20 protein-coding genes are annotated in these 23,257 nt (G+C 68.5%); 9 read left to right on the plus strand and 11 right to left on the minus strand.

Annotated elements, in window-relative coordinates; translation table 11 throughout:
- Positions 1–552 precede the first annotated feature (552 nt).
- Positions 553–1,740 carry a benzoate/H(+) symporter BenE family transporter gene (locus tag AC5QAB_RS15635; RefSeq protein ID WP_069118231.1) on the plus strand — a complete coding sequence of 396 codons (1,188 nt, stop codon included), beginning with the start codon at positions 553–555 and terminating at the stop codon, positions 1,738–1,740.
- Between the two features lie 23 nt (positions 1,741–1,763).
- On the opposite strand, the gene AC5QAB_RS15640 is transcribed toward AC5QAB_RS15635, so the two are convergent.
- The 6 genes from AC5QAB_RS15640 to egtB all read right to left on the minus strand — a co-directional run bounded on the left by AC5QAB_RS15640 (position 1,764) and on the right by egtB (position 7,701).
- Positions 1,764–2,309: a DUF2628 domain-containing protein gene (locus tag AC5QAB_RS15640; RefSeq protein ID WP_164167608.1), complete on the minus strand. Its 546-nt coding sequence runs from the start codon at positions 2,307–2,309 to the stop codon at positions 1,764–1,766.
- Between the two features lie 71 nt (positions 2,310–2,380).
- Positions 2,381–3,151: a GYF domain-containing protein gene (locus tag AC5QAB_RS15645; protein WP_032960164.1), complete on the minus strand. Its 771-nt coding sequence runs from the start codon at positions 3,149–3,151 to the stop codon at positions 2,381–2,383.
- Positions 3,152–3,177: 26 nt separating this feature from the next.
- Complete coding sequence (locus AC5QAB_RS15650; protein WP_164167610.1) at positions 3,178–4,068, minus strand: D-hexose-6-phosphate mutarotase; 891 nt, start codon at positions 4,066–4,068, stop codon at positions 3,178–3,180.
- 61 nt (positions 4,069–4,129) lie between these two features.
- Positions 4,130–5,377 (minus strand): lytic murein transglycosylase, encoded by a 1,248-nt coding sequence (locus AC5QAB_RS15655; RefSeq protein WP_197562070.1) that lies wholly within the window; start codon positions 5,375–5,377, stop codon positions 4,130–4,132.
- 81 nt (positions 5,378–5,458) lie between these two features.
- Positions 5,459–6,433 carry an L-histidine N(alpha)-methyltransferase gene (gene egtD / locus AC5QAB_RS15660; RefSeq protein WP_197562069.1) on the minus strand — a complete coding sequence of 325 codons (975 nt, stop codon included), beginning with the start codon at positions 6,431–6,433 and terminating at the stop codon, positions 5,459–5,461.
- Complete coding sequence (gene egtB / locus AC5QAB_RS15665) at positions 6,430–7,701, minus strand: ergothioneine biosynthesis protein EgtB (protein WP_069118228.1); 1,272 nt, start codon at positions 7,699–7,701, stop codon at positions 6,430–6,432. Before egtB ends, egtD begins: the two co-directional genes overlap by 4 nt.
- A gap of 151 nt (positions 7,702–7,852) precedes the next feature.
- On the opposite strand from egtB, the gene AC5QAB_RS15670 reads away from it, so the two are divergent.
- On the plus strand, positions 7,853–9,133 hold the full coding sequence (locus AC5QAB_RS15670) for a diguanylate cyclase (RefSeq protein WP_197562068.1): 1,281 nt from the start codon (positions 7,853–7,855) through the stop codon (positions 9,131–9,133).
- A gap of 3 nt (positions 9,134–9,136) precedes the next feature.
- Here AC5QAB_RS15670 and AC5QAB_RS15675 read toward each other — a convergent pair whose 3' ends face one another.
- Positions 9,137–9,529: a YchJ family protein gene (locus AC5QAB_RS15675; RefSeq protein ID WP_041863982.1), complete on the minus strand. Its 393-nt coding sequence runs from the start codon at positions 9,527–9,529 to the stop codon at positions 9,137–9,139.
- Between the two features lie 102 nt (positions 9,530–9,631).
- Here AC5QAB_RS15675 and AC5QAB_RS15680 point away from each other — a divergent pair, with 102 nt between their 5' ends.
- Positions 9,632–10,411 carry a sulfite exporter TauE/SafE family protein gene (locus tag AC5QAB_RS15680; RefSeq protein ID WP_032960169.1) on the plus strand — a complete coding sequence of 260 codons (780 nt, stop codon included), beginning with the start codon at positions 9,632–9,634 and terminating at the stop codon, positions 10,409–10,411.
- Positions 10,412–10,565: 154 nt separating this feature from the next.
- Here AC5QAB_RS15680 and AC5QAB_RS15685 read toward each other — a convergent pair whose 3' ends face one another.
- From AC5QAB_RS15685 to folE, 4 genes are all read right to left on the minus strand, one after another.
- On the minus strand, positions 10,566–13,946 hold the full coding sequence (locus AC5QAB_RS15685; RefSeq protein ID WP_032960149.1) for an ATP-binding protein: 3,381 nt from the start codon (positions 13,944–13,946) through the stop codon (positions 10,566–10,568).
- 16 nt (positions 13,947–13,962) lie between these two features.
- Entirely contained in the window at positions 13,963–14,664 is a 702-nt protein-coding gene (locus tag AC5QAB_RS15690) for a DUF4194 domain-containing protein (protein ID WP_005421303.1), read from the minus strand.
- On the minus strand, positions 14,651–16,120 hold the full coding sequence (locus AC5QAB_RS15695; protein ID WP_049405561.1) for a DUF3375 domain-containing protein: 1,470 nt from the start codon (positions 16,118–16,120) through the stop codon (positions 14,651–14,653). The genes AC5QAB_RS15690 and AC5QAB_RS15695 overlap by 14 nt, the downstream gene beginning before the upstream one ends.
- Before the next feature lie 112 nt (positions 16,121–16,232).
- On the minus strand, positions 16,233–16,844 hold the full coding sequence (folE, locus tag AC5QAB_RS15700; RefSeq protein WP_004141296.1) for a GTP cyclohydrolase I FolE: 612 nt from the start codon (positions 16,842–16,844) through the stop codon (positions 16,233–16,235).
- Positions 16,845–17,435: 591 nt separating this feature from the next.
- Between folE and AC5QAB_RS15705 the strand changes: the two genes are divergently transcribed.
- The 6 genes from AC5QAB_RS15705 to AC5QAB_RS15730 all read left to right on the plus strand — a co-directional run bounded on the left by AC5QAB_RS15705 (position 17,436) and on the right by AC5QAB_RS15730 (position 23,116).
- Positions 17,436–17,891 carry a MarR family winged helix-turn-helix transcriptional regulator gene (locus AC5QAB_RS15705; RefSeq protein ID WP_012481667.1) on the plus strand — a complete coding sequence of 152 codons (456 nt, stop codon included), beginning with the start codon at positions 17,436–17,438 and terminating at the stop codon, positions 17,889–17,891.
- Positions 17,892–17,999: 108 nt separating this feature from the next.
- A complete protein-coding gene (locus tag AC5QAB_RS15710; RefSeq protein WP_010487502.1) occupies positions 18,000–18,209 on the plus strand; it encodes a DUF1656 domain-containing protein in 210 nt (69 codons plus the stop codon).
- A complete protein-coding gene (locus AC5QAB_RS15715; protein ID WP_197562008.1) occupies positions 18,206–19,123 on the plus strand; it encodes an efflux RND transporter periplasmic adaptor subunit in 918 nt (305 codons plus the stop codon). The genes AC5QAB_RS15710 and AC5QAB_RS15715 overlap by 4 nt, the downstream gene beginning before the upstream one ends.
- The gene (locus AC5QAB_RS15720) at positions 19,120–20,580 is read left to right on the plus strand and encodes an efflux transporter outer membrane subunit (protein ID WP_126411544.1); all 1,461 of its coding nucleotides are present in this window, start codon (positions 19,120–19,122) and stop codon (positions 20,578–20,580) included. The genes AC5QAB_RS15715 and AC5QAB_RS15720 overlap by 4 nt, the downstream gene beginning before the upstream one ends.
- A 3-nt stretch (positions 20,581–20,583) precedes the next feature.
- Positions 20,584–22,623 carry an FUSC family protein gene (locus tag AC5QAB_RS15725; RefSeq protein WP_495233492.1) on the plus strand — a complete coding sequence of 680 codons (2,040 nt, stop codon included), beginning with the start codon at positions 20,584–20,586 and terminating at the stop codon, positions 22,621–22,623.
- A 94-nt stretch (positions 22,624–22,717) separates the two neighbouring features.
- On the plus strand, positions 22,718–23,116 hold the full coding sequence (locus AC5QAB_RS15730) for a hypothetical protein (protein ID WP_049405551.1): 399 nt from the start codon (positions 22,718–22,720) through the stop codon (positions 23,114–23,116).
- Positions 23,117–23,257 lie beyond the last annotated feature (141 nt).

Here is a 23,257-nt window from a genome sequence, read left to right on the forward strand (position 1 = left end):
CTTGATCAAACGTCTGCAAGATGGACAATCATCCTTCCTGCAGGCGCCTTCACAAGATACCTGCGCATACTTTCAAAGATCCGGGGAAGTGGCCTCAGCGCCGTTCCCGTGTGCTGCGAAGTTTCCTTCGTAGCGAGCCGCTCATTATAGCCGGCTTTTCCGCTTCGTCAACACCTTTTTTCAAGGCCGCCTCACCGGAGTGGACGTTGTTGCCGATGCTGCTTCGTCGTTGGGCCCGAGGGCCTTTCGTCGTTGCGAGCCGCCTATTATGCCGGACTTTTCGAGTCCGTCAACACCTTCGTTCGATCAACTCGTACGTCGGTGGTGGCGTCGCTGTTCGCGTGTCGTTTCCGGGGAAGCGATGCGCTGCAGCAAGGGAGCGAATTCTAGAGATCCTGCGGATTTCGTCAAGGCTTTTTTGCAGCGTGATGACAGAAGCACCGCGCCATCACGCATGACGTACGCTCGAAGATCACTGCGGCGTTGCCCGCGCGTTGCGCGGTCAACGCCGCAACCCTTATCAATGCAGGGATGCACAGTGGAGACAGGACAATGAGCATGCAGGTGCGGCGCGCGTGGTGGCGCGATCTTTCGATGCCGGCAATCGTCGCTGGCTTCATTACGGTACTGGTGGGCTTCGCCAGCTCGGCCGTGATCGTGTTCCAGGCGGCACAGGCCGTCGGTGCCGACCAGGCGCAGATCGCCTCCTGGATGTGGGCGCTGGGGCTGGGCATGGGCGTGACCTGCATTGGCCTGTCGCTGCGCTATCGGGTGCCGGTGGTGACAGCGTGGTCGACCCCGGGTGCAGCGATGCTGGTGGTGGGTGCCGGCGGTGCTTCGCTCTCCGAGGCCACGGGCGCATTCCTGCTGGCCGCCGTGCTGGGCCTGCTTGCGGGTTTCTCGGGGGTCTTCGCGCGACTGATGCAACGGGTACCGATGGCGCTGGCCGCCGGCATGCTGGCCGGTGTGCTGCTGCGCTTCGGGCTGGATGTGTTCGTCGCCATGAACACCCAGCTGGTGCTCGCGCTGGCAATGTTCGCCACCTGGCTGGCCGGGCGCCGGCTGTTCCCGCGCTATGCGGTGATCGCCACGTTGCTGGTCGGCATCGCCGTCGCCGCGAGCCGTGGCCTGCTGCACGCCCAGCAGGTGCATCTGCAACTGGCGATCCCGCAGTGGGTGACGCCCTCGCTGTCGTGGACGGCCGTGGCCGGCATTGCCCTGCCCCTGTTCGTGGTCACCATGGCCTCGCAGAACATTCCCGGTGTGGCGGTGATGCGCGCGTCCGGCTATGACGCCCCGGTGTCGCCGTTGATCGGCTGGATCGGTGTAGTCAATACGCTGCTGGCGCCGTTCGGTGCGTATGCACTGAACCTGGCGGCGATCACCGCCGCCATCTGCATGGGCCGCGATGCGCACGAGGATCCGGCGCGCCGCTACACCGCAGCGATGGCGGCCGGCGCCTTCTACATTGTCATCGGGCTGTTCGGCGCCACGGTGGCCGCACTGTTCGCGGCCTTCCCCAGGGAGCTGGTGGCCTGCGTGGCCGGTATCGCGCTGTTCGGCACCATCGGCAACAGCCTGGCCAGTGCATTGGCGGTGGAGCGCGACCGCGAGGCGGCGCTGGTCACCTTCCTTGTTACCGCCTCCGGAGTTTCCCTGGCCGGGATCGGCTCGGCGTTCTGGGGACTGCTGGCCGGTGCGCTGTGCCTGCTGGTGTTGCGGGCACGGACAACGGCCTGAGCAACCCTATCAGGCCGGCATGATCAGGCCGCCATGCGGGCGACGGTATTGATCACCGCGTTGGCCGCCATGCCGATCACCACCGCCCACACGCTGGTGCCGCCACGACGCTGCAGTTCGGCACGGATGCGGTTGTGCTGCCCGGCGTGGGCAGCCTTCACTTTGCCCAGCAGTCGCGTGCAGTAGCGCAGGTACAGGGTATTGGCGGTCACCGCGATGGCGAACCGAGGCACCGCCAGCAACGCCACCGTGAGCAGCGGGTTGGCGCGGGCCGCCAGCAGCGCGATGCCGATCAGGACCAGCTCGAAGAGGATGGCTGCCAGGTACATCTTCCGGTGCAGCAGCCAGTACGTCGGCACCAGGAAGGCGGGCCAGTGCCACGGTCGCGGCGGCTTCGGCACCGGGCTGCCCAGGTGCCAGCGCTGGCGATAGAGCGCCGCGTTGGGGCCGACGAGGAGGTTCAGGTAGTCCGCGTCGGACGGAGGGGGCGCGTCGTCCACCTCTGTGGCGGGCGCAAGATAGGGATTGTCATCCGCCGGGGAAACCGGCGGAGTATCCAGATGATTCATGTCGGCGATTCCTTGCCCAGGATGATCCCGCGGTAGCGGCAGCCACCGCTGGATCTGAAGCCTTCCCGGCCTCAGCCTGCCAGCGCCTGCCCCACCAGCATCACCGCAACGACGGCGATGGCCACCACCGCCGCCGCCAGTGCATTGGTGTCACCCCGTCTGGCCAGCTCGCTGCGCAGGCGCGCCTCGTCATCTCCCACCAACGCGCGCGCTCGGGCGATCTCACGCTGGCAATGCGCCAGGTACCAGCGGTTGGCATACACCGCGGCGGTGATGTTGATGACGAGGGTGATGACCGTCGACACGCCTTCCGGAACGCCCAGCAACGCCTCGGCGATGCTGAAGAACACCAGCACGCCGGCCCAGATCGCCGCCAGCCGGTACATCCTGCGGTACACCATCCAGATCACGCCGATCAGGAACGCCGGCCAGTGCCAGGTGCCGTTGCCGTCGGCAATGCCCTGGTCGAGCCGCCAGCGCTGTCGATAGATCGGGAAGTTGCCGCCGACCACGGCGGCGTACAAGGCGATGTCGCCTTCCAGCTGCGGCGCGGTCGCGGCCACCGGCGAAGCTGCCGGCGCACGATAGGGGTCGGACGGATCAGCGGTCGATGCGCCGCTGGCGCTGACGGCCTGCGCCGGTTCAATCGACGGCGGGGTCGGATCCATCGGCGCCACCGAAGGATCCAGCTCGGCCAGCGGCCGCCACGATGCCATTCCTTCCCGCCACATCAGCGTACGGGCGGTTACCGTGCCGTCCTGCTGCAGACGGCGCAGCCCGGCCAGGTCCACCGGCCCTTCGCTCTGCTTGCTGTTGGCGTACCACCACTGTGCGTCCTGCATGCCATCCATTCCTGTCGATCCCATGGTTACTCCGAACACCCCGCCACGGCCTGCAGCGGTTCACTGGCCAGTACCTGCACCAGCTGGTGGCGCGCGCCGGGTGCAAGGGCAATCTGCTCCGGCCCGGCATTGGCTACTTCCAGGCACACGTAATCGTGCCAACCGTCGCCGACATCGGCCATCTTCGCCGCCGCCTCCGCGCCCGGATTCCACGCCACCAGGGTCTGGCTGCCTTCGCTGCGGATCTCGATCCGCCGCTGCAGGACGGGATCGCGAAGCACGTAGTGGCCACCGGCACCGGTATAGATGCGGTCGCTGCGCCCCGGATCGCGCGGGTCACGCAGCGACCAGGGCCCCTGCTGCCGGCGCAGCTGCGTGTAATCCTCGTACTTGTCCAGATAGTGCAGGCCATCGAGGCCATCAACCTCGACACGACGGGCATCGCCCACCCGGAAGTAGCTGTGCAGGGCTTGGGTGAAGGTCATCGGGGACGGGCCGGTGTTCTCGGTGGTCAACTGCTGGCGCAACTGGCGACCGATGCGCAGCTGCATCTGCAGGCGCAGGCCACACTCGGCAATCGACAGGGGCGCCAGCTGCAGCTCCAGTTCAGCGTCATCGTCCTGGCGGGCCTGCAGCAGCTCCCAGCGCGCGGTGCGTACCAGGCCGTGTGCCGGCACGTCATCACCCTGGCCCTGGCGACCGAACCACGGCCAGCACACTGGAACGCCACCCCGGATCGGCGTGGGCAGCCCGGCCCGTTTTGGCGACAGCCACAACAGGTCCGGCTGCCCCTCCGGGATGAACGACAGCAGCTGTCCGCCGAACACGCTGATGACCGCGGTGGCGCTGGGCGTGCGTATCTGCCAGGCCTCGAGCCCGTGGTACAGGCCGGTGCTGATGTCCGGGTTCGACTGCATGCTATGACGCTCCTTGAAGACCGCGGCGATGATGTCGCGGCCAGCCTGTGATCGGCAAGGTCTAGCGGGTGGCAGGCGTCCCTGCGGCTGCCTCCTGCTGCAACGCGCGCAGGATGCGCTGGCCGGCGCGCCCATCCGCATTGGCCCAGCCGAGGCGCTGCTGCTCGGCCTGGATCGCGCGGCGCGTGGCGGTGCCGATCATGCCGTCGGCGCTGCCGATGTCGTGGCCGCGGGCCAGCAGCAGGGTCTGCAGCTGGCGGCGTTCATCGCGGCCGATGCCGGGATCATCGGTCGGCCACGCGGTGGCCAGGCCGGTGCCGCCACGCAGCTGGTCGGCCAGCGTGGCGATGGCCAGTGCATAGCTTTCGGCGGCGTTGTAGCTGTAGATCGCATCGTAGTTGCGGAACACCAGCAGCGCCGGGCCCTTGATGCCGGCCGGCAGCAGCAGGGCGGCGCGCGCGTCGGCCGGCAGATTGGGCGGCACCAGCGCGCTGCCATCCAGCGCGGTCACGCCCTGCACGCGCCAATCGGCGAGGGCTCGACGTTGGGTGCGGCCCGCCTGGCTGGCATTGAAACCGGGGGGAACACGGACCTCCATGCCCCACGGTTCGCCACTGCGCCAACCCGCACGCTTGAGGTAGTTGGCGGTGGACGCCAGCGCGTCGGGAATGCTGCCGACCAGATCGCGGCGGCCATCGCCATCACCATCGACCGCGATACGTGCGTAGGTGCTGGGCATGAACTGCGTATGCCCGAAGGCGCCGGCCCAGGAACCGGTGAGCCCCTGGGCCTGCAGGTCGCCGCGGTCGATCAGCTTGAGCAGCGCCAGCAGTTCGCCACGGAAGAAGGCCTGGCGGCGGCCGGCGCAGGACAGCGTGGCCAGCGACTGCAGCAGCGGGCGCTTGCCGAAGACGCGGCCATAGTCGCTCTCCACCCCCCAGACCGCGACGATGGTGGCCGGGTCGACGCCATACTGCGCGGAGACGCGATCGAGCAGATCGCGATGTTGCTGCAGCAGGGTGCGGCCATCATCGACGCGCTGGCGGTCGACCAGCGCGGCCAGGTAATCCCAGATCGGCGTGGTGAATTCCGGCTGTGCGTCCAGCAGTCCGAGCACGGTCGGGTCCGGCGTGAGCCCGGTGGTGATCTCGTTGAAACGGTCGGCGCCGATGCCCTGGGTTGCGGCGGTGGCCTGCAGGCCCGCCAGGCAGCGGCTGAACGCCGGATCGTTGCTGGCGGCAGGGGCCGCAGGCAGCGTCGGGGTCGACGCGAGGGCGGCCGCCAGGCCGAGCGTGGTCAGAATGGGCATGGCGTCCTCCGTGCCGTTGCACGGCCATCTTAGGGGCAGCAGTGCGGCCGAACCTGAAGGGGCACCGGCTGGCCGTCCCCCCTAGGCAACGCGCAGCAGGCGCAGGCCATAGGCGGGACTTTCGGAATCCCAACGCTGTGCGACCTGCAGGCCCGCCTGCTGCAACAGCGCCTCGAAGCTGTCATCGGTGTACTTGTGGCTGTACTCGACGCGGATGGGTTCACCGGCAGCAAAGTGGAAGGTGCGGCCACCGAGGTGGACGTCCTGCGGCCACTGGCTGACCAGGTCGGTTTCGATGCGCAGCCGCGCGGTGTTGTAACGGGCGCGGTGGCGGAATCCATCGAGATCGAAATCGCTTCCGATCTCGCGGTTGAGGCGGGCCAGCAGATTGAGGGTGAATGCCGCAGTGACGCCCTGCGCATCGTTGTAGGCCGCTTCGATCAGCGCCGTGTCCTTGTGCAGGTCGATGCCGATCAGGGCCAGGCCGTCGCGGCCCATCGTCTGACGCATCGCCCGCAGCAGGGCGACGGCCTCCGCTTCGGCGAAATTGCCCAATGTGGAACCGGGGAAGAACAGCAGCCGTCGCGCGGGTTCGCGTTCGGGCATGGGCACGGCGACGGCGCGGGTGAAGTCCGCGCAGACCGGCAGCATCTCGACCTCGGGCAGCGCCGGCGCCAGGTGGTCGATGCTGGACAGCAGTGCGGCCCGCGAGATCTCGATCGGCGTATAGGCCACCGGATCCTGCAGCGCGGCCAGCAGCAACGCGGTCTTGCGGCCACTGCCGCTGCCCAGCTCGACCACATGCAGGCGCGGGCCGACCACGCGCGCGATATCGGGCAGCACCCGGGCCAGCAGCGCCAGCTCGGTGCGCGTGGGGTAGTACTCGCGGGTCTGGGTGATCTGTTCAAACAGACGCGAGCCGCGGGCATCGTAGAAGTACTTGGAAGGCAGCTGCCGCGATGCGCATGACAGACCGGCCAGCGCATCGGCCAGGATCTGCTGGCGGCTGGGGGTCAGGTCGGTCAGCGCCTGCAGCGCGTCATGCACCGTGCTCATATGAGGTCCCTGGCCAGGCGCAGTCCGGAGAACTGCCAGCGCGCCGGCGGCATGAAGAAATTGCGGTAGCTGGCGCGCACATGGTCGCGGGGCGTGGCACAGCTGCCGCCGCGCAGCACCCATTGCCCGCACATGAACTTGCCGTTGTATTCGCCGAGGTTGCCGTCAAAAGGACGGAAGCCCGGGTAGGCGCCATAGGCGCTGGCGGTCCACTCCCAGACGTCACCGAACAGTTGCCGCAGCCCACTGCCCTGCCCGGCCTGCGGGTGCAGGTGATCGTCATCGGCGAAATGACCGCGCAGGGGCTGCGACGCGGCGGCCGCTTCCCACTCGAACTCGCTGGGCAGGCGCGCACCGGCCCAGCGGGCGCAGGCATCGGCCTCGTAGTAACTGAGGTGGCAGACCGGCGCGTGCGGGTCCAGCTCGCGCCAACCACCCAGGGTGTACTCGCGCTGCAGGGCATCATCCCAGTACAGGGGGTGCTGCCAGCCTTCGGCTTCACGCAGCGCCCAGCCTTCGCTGAGCCACCAGCGCGGCTCGCGGTAGCCCCCCGCCTCGATGAAGGTGCGGTACTCGGCATTGCTGACGGGGCGTTCGGCCAGGGCATGCGCGGGCAGCAGCACACGGTGTGGCGGCGATTCGTTGTCGTAGGCGAAGGCGGCATGCCGGGGCCATGCCGCGGCACCGACGGTGACGATGCGTTCGGGCGATTCGATCCAGCCCTGCGCCGTGGCGGTGCTGGCGACGGGCCGCAGGTCCTCGCGATACGGTGGCTGCAGTGGATTGCACCAGAACGCATGCTTGATGTCGGTCAGCAACAGTTCCTGGTGCTGTTGTTCGTGCTGCAGTCCCAACTGCAGATGGTGCAGCGCCTGCGCGTCGAGGTCACCGGCCGCCAGCCGTGACTGCACCTGCATGTCGACCTGTTGCCGGTAGTCGCGCACCTGCTGCAGCGAGGGCCGCGACAGCAGCCCGCGCTGCGGCCGCGCATGCGCCGGGCCGATGCTCTTGTAGTAGCTGTTGAACAGATAGTCCCAGGCCGGGTCATGCGCGGGCGTGGTGGCGAAACCGGCCAGCACGAAGCGTTCGAAAAACCAGGTGGTATGGGCCAGGTGCCACTTGCTGGGACTGGCGTCGGCCATGCTCTGCAGCATGGCGTCTTCGGCACTGAGCGGCGCGGCCAGCTGCAGGCTGCGCGCCCGCACCTGTGCAAAGCGGCGGGCGAGATCGCGCTGCGGGGCAGCGACGGCGGTGGGTACGCTGTCCATGCCGGCAGCATCGGCGCAGGACGGTGAGTGCAACGTCATGGCACCGCATCACCACGTTCACATGACAGCGGGCACGCGCATTCAAGAAGCACGTGGGGACGCCGCTAACGGCAATGTTGCGGCCGCATCGTCACCGCACTGGACTTACTGCGTGCCCCTGCATCCGCTCCGCCAGCCTGCGCATTACCTGTTCGTGCTGCCCGCCGTGCTGGTCGTCCTGGTGCTGTGGATGGCGCTGGGCGCCGAGGATGTCGCCAGCCCGGCGCAGCGCATCCTGCCCTGGCTGCTGGCCTGTCTCGGTGCAGGCCTGGCCCTGCTCTACCACCAGATGCGCACGTTGTGCCTGCTGCTGCTGGTGGCGGTGGTATTCGCCCTGCTGCACCGGGACGTCGGTGGCTACCTGCGCAGCGGCCATGTCGACGCCCTGACCCCGCTGCGCTTCCACGCGATCTCGGCGTGGGTGCCGCTGCTGTTCGCCGGACTGGCACGATGGCCGGAACGCGGACGCCGACGCCAGGACCTGCTGCTGCGCGGCGTAGTGTGCGGCGCGGCGCTGATGATCTTCCTGCTGCTGGCGGCACAGCAGCCGCAGGGCATGCACGATCTGCTGTCGAACCGTCACTGGGCCTGGATTCCCGCCAACTGGAACGCGTTGGCGCAGTTGCCGGCGCTGCTGTTCCTGCTGGCGACCGCAGCATTGGGCTGGCAGGCGTGGCGGCATCCGCGGCCACTGCACACGGCAATGCTGCTGGCCCTGCTGTGCCTGTGGTGGATGCTGCCGCGGATCTTCCTGCAGCCGGTGCTGCTGCCGGCGCTGAGCAGTGCCGCCCTGCTGCTGATGCTGGGCGCGATGCTGCAGGAATCCTTCCACATGGCCTTCCGCGATGAGCTGACCGGCCTGCCGGGGCGACGGGCGTTCAACGAGACCCTGCAGCGGGCACGCGGTACCTACAGCATCGCGATGGTGGACGTTGACCACTTCAAGTCATTCAACGACACCCATGGTCACGACACCGGCGACGATGTGCTGCGCCTGGTGGCGTCGCGGCTGGCGCGGGTGGGCGACGGTGGCCGTGCGTTCCGCTATGGCGGCGAGGAGTTCGCGGTGGTGTTCCTGGACCGGCCGGCGGCAGCCTGTGTCGATGCCGTGGAAGCATTGCGGCAGAGCATCGAGGACACCCGCATGCAGCTTCGCGACCGCAGCACCCGCAGCCGTGACGACGAAGCCGGCCGCCAGCGGCGGGGACGCGGTGGCAGCGGCCAGGTGGTGCAGGTGACGGTGAGCATCGGGCTGGCCGACAGCCGCGTGGATCCGCGGCCGATGGCCGTGGTCAAGGCCGCCGACCAGGCCCTGTATGTGGCCAAGGACGGGGGCCGCAACCAGGTGCGCGCGCACGGCGGCCAGCGCGTTCTGGCAGCGCACAGCGCGTAGTGCTCAGACCGCGTCGAGGTAGTACCAGCGGCCGTCGATGCGTTGGAAGCGGCTATGCTCGGTCATCCTCACCGCGCTGCCGCCGCCGATGCGGTAGCGCGCGGTGAAGCGGACTTCGGCGCTGTCAGCACCGGTGACAGTGTGCTCGTGCACGGTCAGGCCCAGCCAATGGGTGCGCTGGCCGGGGGCATCGTCCAGCGACAGCTCGGCCGGACGCGTGTCCGGATGCCAGGACTGGCGCAGGTAGTCAGCCAGGCCACGCACATAGGCGCTGTAGCGCGAACGCATCAGGTGCTCTGCATCAGGCGCGGCTTCACCGGCATGGAAACGGCCACAGCAGGCAGCATAGTCGGCGGGAAGGCCACAGGGGCAGGGATCGGCGGGTTTTCGGCTCATGCCGGCATTGTCGCCGGGTTGCCGGGATTGATCCACGCGGGGCCGCAGTCGCCCGGAGCAGGACAGGCGTATGCTGTCGCGCCCCCTCCTTGATTGATCGCCGTGCTGGAACTGGTTCCCCCTGAGTTGTGGTGGCTGGTGGTGATCGCCTTCATCGCCGGCCTTGTGGATGCCGCTGTCGGTGGCGGTGGCCTGGTGCAGCTGCCCGGCCTGTTCACGGTGCTGCCGCAGCAGACGCCGGCGATGCTGTTCGGTACCAACAAGTTCAGTTCGATGTTCGGTACCGGTGCGGCCGCCTGGCGCTATGCGCGCAACGTGCGCTTCCCGTGGAAGCCGGTACTGTTCGCGGCCGGTACCGCCTTCATCTTCTCCTTCGCCGGGGCCACCGCGGTGAGCCTGCTGCCCAAGGACGCGGTGCGCCCACTGGTGCTGGTGCTGCTGATCGCGATGCTGGCCTACACGTTGTGGAAGAAGGACTTCGGCGCGTTGCACCGGCCGCAGGAGATCGGCCGCCGCGAACTGGCGATCGCGCTGGCGATCGGTGCGGCGATCGGCTTCTACGACGGCTTCTTCGGGCCGGGCACCGGCAGCTTCCTGATCTTCCTGTTCGTGCGCTTCTTCGGCCTGGATTTCCTGCGTGCGTCAGCGGCGTCGAAGGTGGTGAACCTGGCGACCAATGTGGCGGCAATCTCGTTCTTCGTACCGACCGGCAACATCCTGTGGCTGTTCGCGCTGCCGATGGCGGCGGCCAACATCATCGGCTCGGTGGTGGGCACGCGCCTGGCGTTGAAGGGCGGCACGCCGTTCATCCGCAAGTTGTTCGTGGGGCTGGTGGTGGTACTGATCGCGCGGATGGCGTGGGATACCTTCCGCGGTGCGTGAATGCGGTTGCCGGCCAGCGGCCGGCACTACCGGGTCATGAACGCTGCCCATGGGTAGTGCCGGCCGCTGGCCGGCATCCCCATCCGATCAGGTCGTGAACCCCGCCCATGGGTAATGCCGGCCGCTGGCCGGCATCCCCATTCAATCGACCGGGTCAGGCTTCGGCTTCTTCCGGTTCGTTGGCCTGCTGGCGGCTGCGCTCGGGCAGCTTCAGGCGCTTGCCTTCTTCGTCGTACTCGATCAGCAGCACGCCGGAGTCGTGGCGGCCGCTGATCTCGACGAAGCAGGCGCCACCGATGAACGGCTCCAGCGTCATCACCGACTTCAGCGGGGTGGCGACCACCATCTGGAAACCGAAGTTGTCGAAGATGTTCATCGCCAGCGCGGTGAACTCGTTGTCGGCCTTGTCGAAGGCTTCGTCGAGCACGACGGCGGCGTAGCTGGGCAGCTGGCTGTCGGCGCCGCCGAGCTGGTAGCGCAGTGCCGCAGCCAGGCAGGTGGTGGCCAGTTTCTGGCGCTGGCCACCGGACTTGCCCGCGCCACTGCGGTAGATCTCGACCTGCTGGCGCGTTTCCGCATCCAGCTCGACGCCGATGAACTCCACGTGCATGCGTACGTCCAGCACCAGCTCGCGCCAGCGCTTGTCCTCGCCTTCCTGCGAACCCAGGCGGTTGACCAGCTGGCGCAGCACGGTGAACTGCGATTCGGCCAGCTCGCGCTGCTCGGTCTGCTGCTGCGCCAGCACCTCGCGCAGCTGCAGGTGGAACTCGCCGACTTCCGGCAGGCGGCGGTCGCTCAGTTCGATGGTCAGCAGCGTGCCACGGTTGAACGGCACCTGCTCCAGGCTGGCGTTCACTTCGTCCAGGCGCTGGCCGATCGACTTGCGGGCCTCGGCGCTGTGGCGCTGCAGGGCCAGCAGGTTGTTCTTGCTCTGGTTCTGCAGCAGATCGAAGAAGCGCTCTTCGTGCTGCGGCAGGCCGTCGCGCTCCAGGCGCTCGAGGCGGGCAAGGAAATCCTCGGCCGAGGCCACCGATACGGTGAAGTCGCCCGATTCCTCCGGCCACTGCTGGATGAAGCGACGGAAGCAACCGATCAGCTGGTTCTCGATGCGGTTGAGGTCCTGCTGCGAGGTCGACAGCTGCTCGTTCAGCGCGTTGCTGACCTGGCGCATGTGCGCCTCCAGCGTTTCCAGGCTGAGCGGGCCCTGCTCCTGCAGGCGCTCGGCGAGCCCGGCTTCCTGCTCCTGGGCCAGGCTCGGCAGCACCAGCGCACGGCTCTGCTGGCGAGCGCGGTCGAGGCGATCGCGTTCCTTGACCAGCTGGCCGCGCTCGACGCGGACGTCTTCATAGGTGCGGCGGGCCTGCTCGATGTCGGCGCGCACGGCGTCGATCTGCTTGGCCAGCTTGGCCAGGTCGGCATTGCCTTCGCGCAGGTCGCGCAGGGTGGCCTCGATATCGGTCAGGCGCTGCTGCGGGGCGGCGATGTCGATCTCGTTCCAGCTGATGCTGACCAGCTCGTGGCAGGCCAGGCGACGTTCGTTGTCGCGGTCACGCTGCCCACGCAGGCGCGCGATGTCGGTCTCGCAGCTGGCGATGCGCTTGGCCAGTTCCTGGGCTTCGCGCTCGAAGGCGCCCACCTTGTCGTGGTTGTTGAAGCCGAGGATCCAGCGACGGCGGTCGCCCACCGCACTGCGGTCGTCCTTCTCGAAGCGGTCGCCGGGATGCTTGACCTGGCCTTCTCGGGTGATGCCGCGGTCGACGTTGCGCAGCTGCTTCGCATCCACGCACTCGTAGTCGAAGCGCTTGCCGAGCTCACGGCGCAGCCAGCTTTCGAATACGTGCTCGCGCAGCTCCAGCTTGTGCAGCAGCGACTTCGCCGACGGCTCGCGCGCGAACGCATCATCGTTGCGGCGCACACGGTAGTAGGTGAAGCGCATGCCCAGGTGAGTGCGATTCACCCACTCGGCGACGTCGTTGTAGTGCTTGTCATCGACCAGCAGCGACAGCGCGAAGCCACCCAGCACACGCTCGATGGCACCCTGCCAGCCCTGCTCTTCCGAGCGGACCTGGATCAGCTCGCCGACGAACGGCAGCGCCGCCTCGGCAATGCCGGTTTCCTCGGCCAGGCGCGCGCGCAGCTTCTGCATCGGCGCCGGGATGTTGGAGGGCGTGCGCTGCATCGCTTCGAGTTCCGCACGGACTTCGCCGAAACGGCGCTCGTCATCGCGCTTGCCACCCAGGCGATCGCTGATCGCATCGTCCAGCGCCGAAGAGGCACGCTGGCGGTCCTGCAGTTCGTTCTGCGCACGCTCGACCAGCTCGGCGAAGCCGTGTGCGTCGTCCGGAAGTTCAGCCCCCAGCTGCTGCGCGGCCAGGCTTGCCTGCTCGCGCTTGGCTTGGCGGCGGTCACGCTCGGCTTCGGCGCGGCCCTGCTCGCGTTCCAGTTCCTCGATGCGCTCACCGCCCTGCTGGCGACGCTGCAGTTCCAGTTCGGCCAGGCGCTCGGTGTGGTTGTCCAGTGCGGCACGGCGCTGGGCTTCCTCCCCGAGCAGGCCACGGTCACGCACGTCCATCTCGCGCAGGCGCGCCTCGATCAGCGCCTGGCGGCGGCTTTCACGGAAGCTGTCGACGCCAAGCTTGAGGGCTTCGTCGTCGCCGCGCCGGCGGTGCATTTCCTTCAGGTCGTTGTAGTAGGCGCGTGCCGGCAGCAGGGTCTCCACCTGGCGGCGGGCGGTGACCACGGCCTGGTGCGCGCCATCGAGTTCGGCGAAGTCGCTGACCAGGCGCTCGGCGGCGTCGAAGGTCTTCGGCGTGTCGAGCATGAAGTCGCGCAGGAAGACGTTGAGGTCGCCCAGGTTCTTCGCCGACTGCGTCTTGTGCAGCAGGCGCAGCGCCATCTCGTTGTCGATGCCGAGCAGGTCGCGGAAGCGCTCGGCGTAGCCGGAGAAGGTGTCGAAGTGGTGCAGATCAGACAACTTCTGCTTGAGCTTGCGCAGGTCCAGGTCGAAGCCGCCAAGATCCTTGGCGATGTCGAACGGACGCTCGGCGATCATGTAGTGCTTGCGCACGTCACCGGCCGAGGTTCCGTTACCGGAGATCCACAGCAGGCGCACCAGGCTGACCACGCGGCCATCGCCGGCGCGGTACTCCAGCACCAGCGCAGTCCAGGTCGCGCCCTTGCGCAGGTACTGGGTGGCGATTTCGCCGGTGCCGCTGTCCTGCTGGTCGGCCCACGCGCCACGCACGTAGGACACCAGGTTGCGGTCGCGGCCACTGCGCTCGGCTTCACGCGCGGCGGCGTTGAAATCGACGATGGCCGGCGGCGTCAGCAGCGCGGACATGGCATCGAGCAGGGTCGACTTGCCCGAGCCGGAACGGCCGACGAACAGGAAGCCACGCTCGGCGATCGGTACTTCGGTCAGGCCGTTGAACGTGCCCCAGTTGTGCACCTGCAGGCGACGCATGCGGAACTGCTGCAGGCGCGGGTCCGGCAGGCCTTCGTTGAACAGGGCGGGAGTGTGCTTGGAGATAGCCATGCGATGGTCGGGTCTCTCAGGCCTCGGCGGCCGGGGTTTCACGCAGCTGGCGGTAGACCGCCGAAAGCTGGGATACGTCTTCGGCGGAGAACAGCAGCTTCAGCGCCGGCGAGACTTCGTGGCGGTCTTCCTGGCCGCTGAGGCGGGTCAGGATGTGGTTGTCCTTCATCTTCTGCACCGCCGAAGCGACGCGGCGATTGAAGCCGGCGCGGTCGGTGGACAGGTTCTTCTCGTAGATGGCCAGCGCTTCGGCCATCTCGGCGTCGGCGACCACCGCGCGGTTGCCGCGCGCATCGGCCTCGGCCAGCTGCTGGCGCAGGTACAGCAGCAGCACCGAATCGATGAAGGTCAGCGGCGAGGTGCGCAGCAGCACCGGCGCATCCACGTCTTCGGTATCGGCCTGGCGGGTGAAGGCCACGCCGCTGTCACGGTCGAGCACCAGTTCCAGGAACAGGTCCGCCAGCGAGGAGCGGATGGCCGCCTCGCTGCGGATCAGTGCCGGCCACAGCTTGGCGTGGCGCAGCTGGTCGATGCTGGGGCCGATCAGCAGCTGGCACAGCGCGCGGCGTGCATCCAGCGGCAGGCGCCCGGTGTCGCCGAGGTAATACACGTCATTGCCACGGCGGGGCTGCGCCACGGCCGCCACCGGTTCGGCTTCGTAGGCGTCTTCCGCCACGTCGGCCTGCGGTGCGTCGATGGGATCTTCATGCCAGCTCATGGCGTCTCTCCTGGGTGAACCAAACCAGCGGGATGCGGGCGCGACGGACCTGGCCGTCGCCACCACGCCATTCGGCAAGCTCCTGCTCACCAGCGATCACGTTGCCGAAGCGCGTGCCCAGCGACAGGTAGCCGATGACGCTGCCAAGACCCTGCGGTGCTTCGCGCTGCGACAGTGCCTGGGCGATGCTGAGCCGCGGCTGTGCATCGAGCAGGTCGTGCAGGTCGCGGCGCAGGGTGCGGAAGTCGATTTCAGACGAAGCGACCAGATCACCGACGCTCTCCAGGCTGATGGCTGCGGCGTCGTTGTACTCGACGTTGCCATCGACCTGGGCGCTGCGCGGATCGTGCAGCTTCCACTGCGACCACGAGCGCAGGCGGCTGGTGGTCAGCTGCAGGTCGCGGCCGATGCCGCGTTGTGCGGGGAATTCGTCACGCAGTGACAGCGCTTCGGATTGCGCCTGCTTCAGCAGCTGGTTGAGGCGGCGCTGTTCCAGATAGCCACGGCTCTGCACGAAGCCACGCAGGCTGCGCGCGAAGTTCTGCAGCACGTCGTGCACCTGGCCACCGCGCTCGAGCATGGTGCTGGTGAAGCCGCGCAGGAAGTTGCGTTCGTTGCGGTCCAGGCGGCGGGCGAAGCCACGCGCCAGCACCGCTTCCAGCGCGGCATCGAGCTGGGCGCTCTGTTCGGCGTCGTTGAGCAGGCGCCAGAAGGCCTGGAAGCTGCGACCGGCATCGCTCTCGCCGATCACATCCACGCCTTCGAACAGCTGCGACAGCACATCGCCGCGCTCGCCCTCGTCGTCGATGATGCGTTCGCGGAAGTCGCGGTTGAGCTGCTCGAAATCGTCGCGCACCCGACGGAAATCCTCGGTCAGCTCGTCGGCCAGGCCGATGATCTGGCGCGCACGCTCCAGCGCGCGCTTGCCATCCAGCGCGATCACACGTCCGGCACCGACGCGGGCGATCTCGGCGTCGATGCGGTCGCGCTCGTCGCGCAGTGCTGACAGGCGTGCATCCGGGTCGGACTCGGTCTGCGCGGCCAACTGCGAGAGCTGTTCGATGACCAGCGCCAGGCGGCTTTCGGTGGCGGCCACGCGGGCCTGCTCAAGACCATCGGCGAAGCGGATGGCCTGCAGTGCCGCAGTCGACAGCTCGTACTGCTCCTGGTCGGCGCCTTCGGGCAGGCGGCGTTCCAGCCAGCCCTGGGCCAGCCAGTGCGCGATGTAGGCCTGCGCGGTACGCGGCAGCTCACGCGACAGTTCGTCGCCGTTGAGCTGGTCCAGCGCACGCTGCAGGCGCTCGTTGAGCACCGACGACGGCAGCGTGCGCTCGCCGTCCATCAGCAGCCCCTGCAGCAGGCCGATGATTTCCGGGGCGTGGTCGGCGGCAAGCAGCTTCCACTGGGGCTGTTCGCGCAGATGGCGGTAACGGGAGATGCGTTCGCGGTGCTTCATGCAGCGAAAGGAGTCATGAGGGCTGGCGGGGACGAGCAGCCGCCCGCGGCGGCCGCGCGGGCAGCCGTGGGCATGCCGGCCCGCAGAGGCCGGCGCAGTGCGGTCAAGCGGCTCAGCGCTTGCCGCCCACTTCGATGAAGCGCAGGAACTCGGCGCGGGTACGCGCGTCGTCGCGGAAGCTGCCCAGCATCTTCGAGGTGACCATGCTGACGCCGCGCTTGTGGATGCCGCGGGTGGTCATGCATTCGTGGGCACCTTCGACGACCACACCGACGCCGATCGGCTGCAGCACATCCTGGATGCACTGGGCGATCTGCGCGGTCATCTTCTCCTGCACCTGGAAACGGCGGGCGTAGGCTTCGACGACGCGGGCCAGCTTGCTGATGCCCACCACCTTGCCGGCCGGCAGGTAGCCGACGTGGACGCGGCCGATGATCGGCGCCATGTGGTGCTCGCAGTGGCTTTCGTACTCGATGTCACGCAGGACGATCAGTTCGTCGTAGCCGGCCACTTCCTCGAAGGTCCGCTCCATGTAGGCGCGCGGGTCGTCGCGGTAACCGCTGAACCAGTCGCCATAGGCTTCGGCGACACGGCGGGGGGTATCCAGCAGGCCTTCGCGGGACGGGTCCTCACCGGCCCAGCGCAGCAGGGTGCGCACGGCATCCTCGGCCTGGTCCTGGGTCACGTCGCCCTGCGGGGCGGCCTTTTCGTTGTTCTTGCTCATTGCGTACAGCGTCCCGAACGGGGGGCGAGCATCGTACCCGACCGGGGGGTGGGTCGTCCTGTTGGGACGGTTCATCGGGGGGTTCTTCCGGCGCCTCGTTGCTGCTGAGCGAGAGGGGGAAGGGGCAGGCCGGGCAGGACACGCCGCAAGTACGTCCCTGTAGGCTCGGCCACGGCATCCATGCCGTGGACGGTCCTGCCCGGCCTGCCCCTCCCCCTCTCCGACAATTTCCCGCAGGCGCGGCCGGACCGCCCGAAAGCGGGGGCAAAAGCGGGGGTTCATGGCTTCGGAAGCACTGCGGGCCGCTGCTGCGGTGGGTGCGGGCCGTTGGTCCGCACTGCTCCTGCCTTTAAAGAGCCAACCCACCGCGCTCGCGGGGTGATGGGAGGGCAGCGGGGGCCGGGCGGGGCAGGACCGTCCGCGGCATGGATGCCGTGGCCGAGCCTACAGGGACGTACTTGCGGCGTGTCCTGCACCGTCCGCCCCCCGCTGCCCCACCCGACACCAGGCAGGCGCAACGCTTTCCTCACTACCCCCCATTCAGAAAAACCTATTGATAGGAATGAAATTAGTAGTATCCTATCTATCTCTATGGACCGACCCCTCGACGAGCGCACCGTGCTGCAGATGCAGCTCAGCTCCGGCCTGCTGTACGCAGGGCGGCAGTGGCAGCGCCTGGCCGACAGCCGGCTCGGCAGCTACGGCATCTCCACCGCCTGCACCATGCCCCTGCTGATGATCGGCCGCTCCGGCGGTGGCATCCGCCAGGTGGCGCTGGCCCAGCAGCTGGGCATGGAGGGTCCTTCCCTGGTGCGCCTGCTGGACAAGCTGTGCGCCAGCGACCTGGTCCGCCGCGAGAGCGACGCCAGCGACCGCCGCGCCAACCTGCTGTGGCTGACCGACGCGGGCCATGCGCTGGTCAGCGAGCTGGAAGACCAGTTGATCGGCCTGCGCCAGGACGTGTTCGGCGAGCTTTCCATGGATGAACTGCACGCCGTGCTGAAGGCATGGCGCCTGCTGGCCGAGGCCGCCGACCGCATCACGTAAGACCGCTGCCCCCGAATACCGCCGCTGCCGTGCACACGCCAGCGGCTTTTACCCGTTGCTGTTGTTTCGTTGTTCCTCCCCTCCCCCACCTCGCCCCCGCCCCTACCGATGCCCGGTGAATTCAGTCTCCACGGAGTGTTCGTCCCGACCCTGCTCGGGCTGATGTTGTTGGCCTACCTGGTCAACAGCGGCCTGCACGCGCTGCTGCAGCGTGCCGGCGCCTATCGCCACGTATGGCACCCGGCGCTGTTCAACCTGGCCCTGTACGGGATCGTGCTTGGCCTGCTGTTCCACCTCCTGCGTTGGATGCAATCGTGAACAAGATCGTGAAGAAGACCCTGCCGGTGCTGCTCACCAGCGCAGCCGTGATCATCGCCCTGCTGGTGCTGCGCCAGCTGTGGGTCTATTACATGGATGAGCCGTGGACCCGCGATGCCCATGTCGGCGCCGACGTGGTGCAGGTGGCGCCGGACGTGTCCGGGCTGGTGGAAACGGTGCAGGTGGCCGACAACCAGCCGGTGAAGAAGGGTGACCTGCTGTTCGTGGTCGACCGCGCCCGCTACCGCATCGCGCTGGAGCAGGCCCGCGCCAACCTGGCCGAGCGCCAGGCATCGGTGGCGCAGCTGCGCCGCGAGATCGGCCGTGACCGCAGCCTGCAGGACCTGGTCGCCGCCGAGGACGCCGAAGTGCGCCGCGCCAAGCTGCAGGCCGCACAGGCTGCGCTGGCCACCGCACAGGCGGCGGTCGACCTGGCCGAGCTCAACCTGGGCCGCACCGAAGTGCGCGCACCGGCCGACGGCCGGGTCAACGACCGCACCCTGCGCGTGGGCGACTACGTGGTAGCCGGCAAGCCGGTGCTGGCGCTGCTGGATACCGGCTCGTTCCGCATCGATGGCTACTTCGAGGAAACCCGCCTGCGCGGCGTGGCCCCGGGGCAGCGCGTGGACATCCGCCTGATGGGCGAGTCGGCCCCGCTGCGTGGCCATGTGGAGAGCATCGCCGCCGGCATCGAAGACCGCTACCGCAGCAACGGCAGCACCCTGCTGCCGAACGTGACCCCGGCCTTCGACTGGGTGCGGCTGGCACAACGCATTCCGGTGCGCATCGCCATCGACGAAGTACCCAAGGGCGTGGAACTGATCGCCGGCCGTACCGCCACGGTGACCGTGGACACCGGCCGCCATCCGCACACCGACAAGGCCGGCACTGCGCCGACACAGGCGGGCCTGTGAACGCCGCCCTGCCCCGTCTCGGCCTGATCGTTGCGCTGGCCAGCCTGGCGGCCTGCAAGACCGTCGGCCCGGATTACGCCCTGCCGGAAGGCTCGGCCTTCAAGCGCCCGCAGGCCAATGCGGCCTTCATCGATACGCAGAACCCGCAGGTGGCCGCCAACCAGGCGCTGCCCGACCGCTGGTGGTCGCTGTACAACGACCCGGTGCTGGACGGCCTGATCACGCAGGCGCTGCGTGACAACGTCGAGCTGAAGGCCGCCGATGCACATCTGCGCCGTGCCGCGGCGGTGTACGAGCAGGCGCTGGACGCCGGTGGCTTCGAGTACGAGGCCGAGGCCGGGGTCAGCCGCGCGCAGCTGTCGGCCGAATCGTTCCTGCAGGAGCACGAGCTGCCGGTGATCAACCTGGCCGATGGCAAGTTCGCGGTCAGCTACCAGTTCGACCTGTTCGGCAAGCTCAAGCGCGGCGCCGAGGCAGCGCGTGCCGACGAGCAGTCCGTTGCTGCCGCGCGCGACCTGGCCCAGGTCAGCGTGGTCGCGCAGGTGGCCGACAGCTATCTGGAAATCTGCCACGCCAACCACGAGCTGCACGTGGCCGAACATTCGCTGCAGCTGCAGCAACGCAGCCGCACGGTCACCGAGCGCCTGATCGCGGCTGGCCGTGGCACGCCGCCGGAACTGGCCCGCGCCAATGCCCAGGTCGCGCTGCTGGAAGCCGCGCTGCCGCCGCTGCGCGCGCAGCGTTCCGCGGCCGCCTATTCGCTGGCCGCCCTGCTCGGGCAGACCCCGGGCCAGCTGCCGGCCGGCGTGATCGACTGTGCACACGCCCCCGGCCTGGCGCAGCCGCTGCCGGTCGGTGATGGCCGTGCACTGCTGCAGCGCCGCCCGGACGTGCGCCAGGCCGAACGCAAGCTGGCTTCGGCCACCGCGCGGATTGGCGTCGCCACCGCTGAGCTGTATCCGGACATCCGCCTGGGGGCCTCGCTCGGTGCCGCCGGCCTGCTGGAGGATTTCGGCACGCCGATGACCCAGCAGTGGTCGATCGGCCCGCTGATCTCGTGGACGCTGCCGTCGTCCGGCACGCACGCACGCATCCACGCCGCCGAGGCGGGTGCCGATGCCGCGCTGGCCGAGTTCGACCACACCGTGCTGCAAGCGCTGCGCGAGACCCAGACCGCGCTGGACCGCTACGCGCAGGACCTGCGCCGGCTGCAGTCGCTGCGCACTGCGCAGGAACAGGCCGCATTGGCCGCCGAGCAGAACCGCCGGCTGTACCAGGGTGGCCGCACGCCGTACCTGTCCAGCCTGGATGCCGACCGCAGCCTGGCCACCAGCGATGCCACCCTGGCGGCCGCCGAAGCGCAGGTCTCGCGCGACCAAATCCATCTGTTCCTGGTGCTGGGCGGTGGCTGGCAGGCAAGCGCCACCGCGCCCAACGCCTCGACCGCAGCGAAGTAAACCATGAACGCGCTGACCGACCGCCAGGCCTGGCTGTTCTCGATCAAGACCTACCTGGCCGCGGTGGCCGCGCTGTACATCGCCATGGCCGGCAACCTGTCGCGCCCGTACTGGGCGATGGGCACGGTGTACATCGTCAGCCAGCCGCTGCTGGGCCCGACCCGCGCCAAGGGCGTGTACCGCATCGTTGGCACCCTGGTGGCCGGCCTGGCCACCCTGCTGGTGCTGCCGGCGCTGGTGGAAACGCCGCTGGTGCTGAGCGCGGCGATGTCGATCTGGCTGGCCGGCTGCCTGTTCATGGCCCTGCTCAACCGCGGCCCGCGCGGTTACGCGTTCCTGCTGGCCGGCTACACCACCGCCTTCATCGGTTTCCCTGCGGTGACTTCGCCGGAGACCATCTTCGACACGGTGGTGGCACGCAGCGAGGAGATCATCCTCGGCACGGTCGTGGCGGTGCTGGCCGCTTCGCTGCTGTTCCCGGCCTCGGTACGCCCGATGCTGCGCGCGCGCATCGGCAACTGGATGGAGGACGCCGCGCAGTGGTGCCGGCAGATCCTCGAACGCGGCCGCGCGCACGCGCCGCGCAACCGGCTGGCCGCGGACCTGGTGCAGTTCGAGGCGCTGATCGAATTCCTGCGCCGCGATGATCCACGCCATGCCGGTTCGGCAGTGTCGATGGAGCGCCTGCGCGAGCGCATGCTGCTGCTGTTGCCGGTGCTGTCCTCGATTGCCGATCGCCTGAGCGCGCTGCGCAGCGATGGCCAGGCCCTGCCGGATGGGCTGCCGGCGCTGGTCGACGACATCCGCGATTGGCTGGATGGCCCGACCAACGCCAGTGAGTACGCGCGGCTGCGCGCGCGCATCAGCGCGCTGAAGCCGCAGGTGGACCGCGACCTGCAGCACCTGCAGCTGGCCAGCCTGCTGCTGCGCCTGGAGGAACTGGTGGACCTGTGGCAGGACTGCCGCACCCTGCAGCACGCCATCGACCACGGCACCGCGCCGCTGGACCGCGCGCATTACCGCATCCGTACCGAACGCGTAGCCGCTGACAAGCACGTCGACTACGGCATGGCGCTGTTCTCCGCGCTCAGTGCCGGCGTGGCACTGATGAGCTACTGCGTGCTGTGGATCGCGCTGGGTTGGGAGGGCGGTGGCAACGGCGCGATGATGGCCGCGGTGACCGCGGCGTTCTTCGCCGCGCAGGACGACCCGGCACCGAGCATGGTGTCGTTCCTGGTGTGGGCCATGGTCGCCTCGGTGGTGGCCGGCGTGTACCTGTTCGGCGTGTTCCCGGCCGTGCACGACTTCGGCCTGCTGGCGCTGGTGTTGGCGGTGGCGTTCCTGCCGCTGGGGCTGATGCTGCACCGCCCCAAGAGCGCGCTGTTCGCACTGCCGCTGACGGTGAACCTGGCCGCGCTGCTGAGCCTGCAGAACACCTACAGCGCCAACATCCAGACCTTCCTCAACTCGTCGATCGCGATGTTCATCGGCATTGGCTTTGCGGTGGTGATGACCCGCCTGTTCCGTTCGGTGGGTGCCGAGTGGACCGCGCGCCGGCTGGTGCGGCAGGGCTGGACTACGCTGGCCGAGGCCGCCGAAGGGCGCGGCCAGCAGGACCGCCAGCGCTTCGCCGCACGCATGCTCGACCTGCTGGGCCTGCTCGCGCCGCGCCTGGCGGCAACCCCGGAGGGCAGCGACATCGCCTCGGTGGATATGCTCAACGAAGCGCGCATCGGCCTGAACATCCTGCAGCTGCGCCGCGCGCGGCTGGAACTGCCCGAGCGCAGCCGCGAAGCGGTCGAGCACATTCTTGAGGAGATCGCCGCGCACTACCGGCGGCAGATTGCCGCACGCAAGCCGATGGTGGCGGCCGACGCATTGCGCGAGCGGCTGGATACCTCGCTGGGGCGGGTCGGCAGCGTAGCCGCCTGCAAGGCACGCGACGAGGCGCTGATGGGCCTGATCGGCCTGCGCTTCGCGCTGTTCCCGGAGGCGAAGGCGCTGGCGCCGGGCCTGGCCATGAGTGCAGCCGAACAGCCGTAGCGCGATACCCTGTGCGTCCACAGACCCCGTTGCCGGGGTCGGATCCTTCGCTGCGGGCGAAGGCTCTGACCCCTGCTCTGCACAGGAAGCTCCAATGAGTTACGACATGATGGTGTTCGAGGCCAGCGCCGCACCACGCGAGGCGGCAGCTTTCATCGCCTGGTTCGAAAAGCAGACGCAGTGGAACGAGCGCCACGAGTACGACGACCCGGCAGTCAGCAGCGCGGCGCTGCAGGCGTGGTTCGCGGAGATGGCGCAGGACTTCCCGCCGTTGAACGGCCCATTGAGCAACGACGATGACGACCGCGCCGAGGTGACCGAGTACAGCATCGGCCAGCAGGTGATCTACGGTGCGTTTGCCTATTCGGTGGCCGAACGCGCGCACGGCCGCGTGCAGGACCTGGCCGAGAAGCACGGCGTGGGCTTCTTCGATGTGAGTGCCGATGAAGCGGCGATCGTGTTCCCGGATGGGCTGGTGTTGATCGCGGAATAGGTGTGGCGGCAGGGCTGCGCCCTGCACCTGCCAAGGCAACGTCAACGTCAAAAGCGGGTATTCCTTGGGATGGCGGGGTGGGTCCGGTTGAGGGGGACGCCGTAAACCCATCCATGGGGGCTTGGTCGCGGCATCCATGCC

This window comes from Stenotrophomonas sp. YJH_SMC_127 (genome assembly GCF_059372445.1).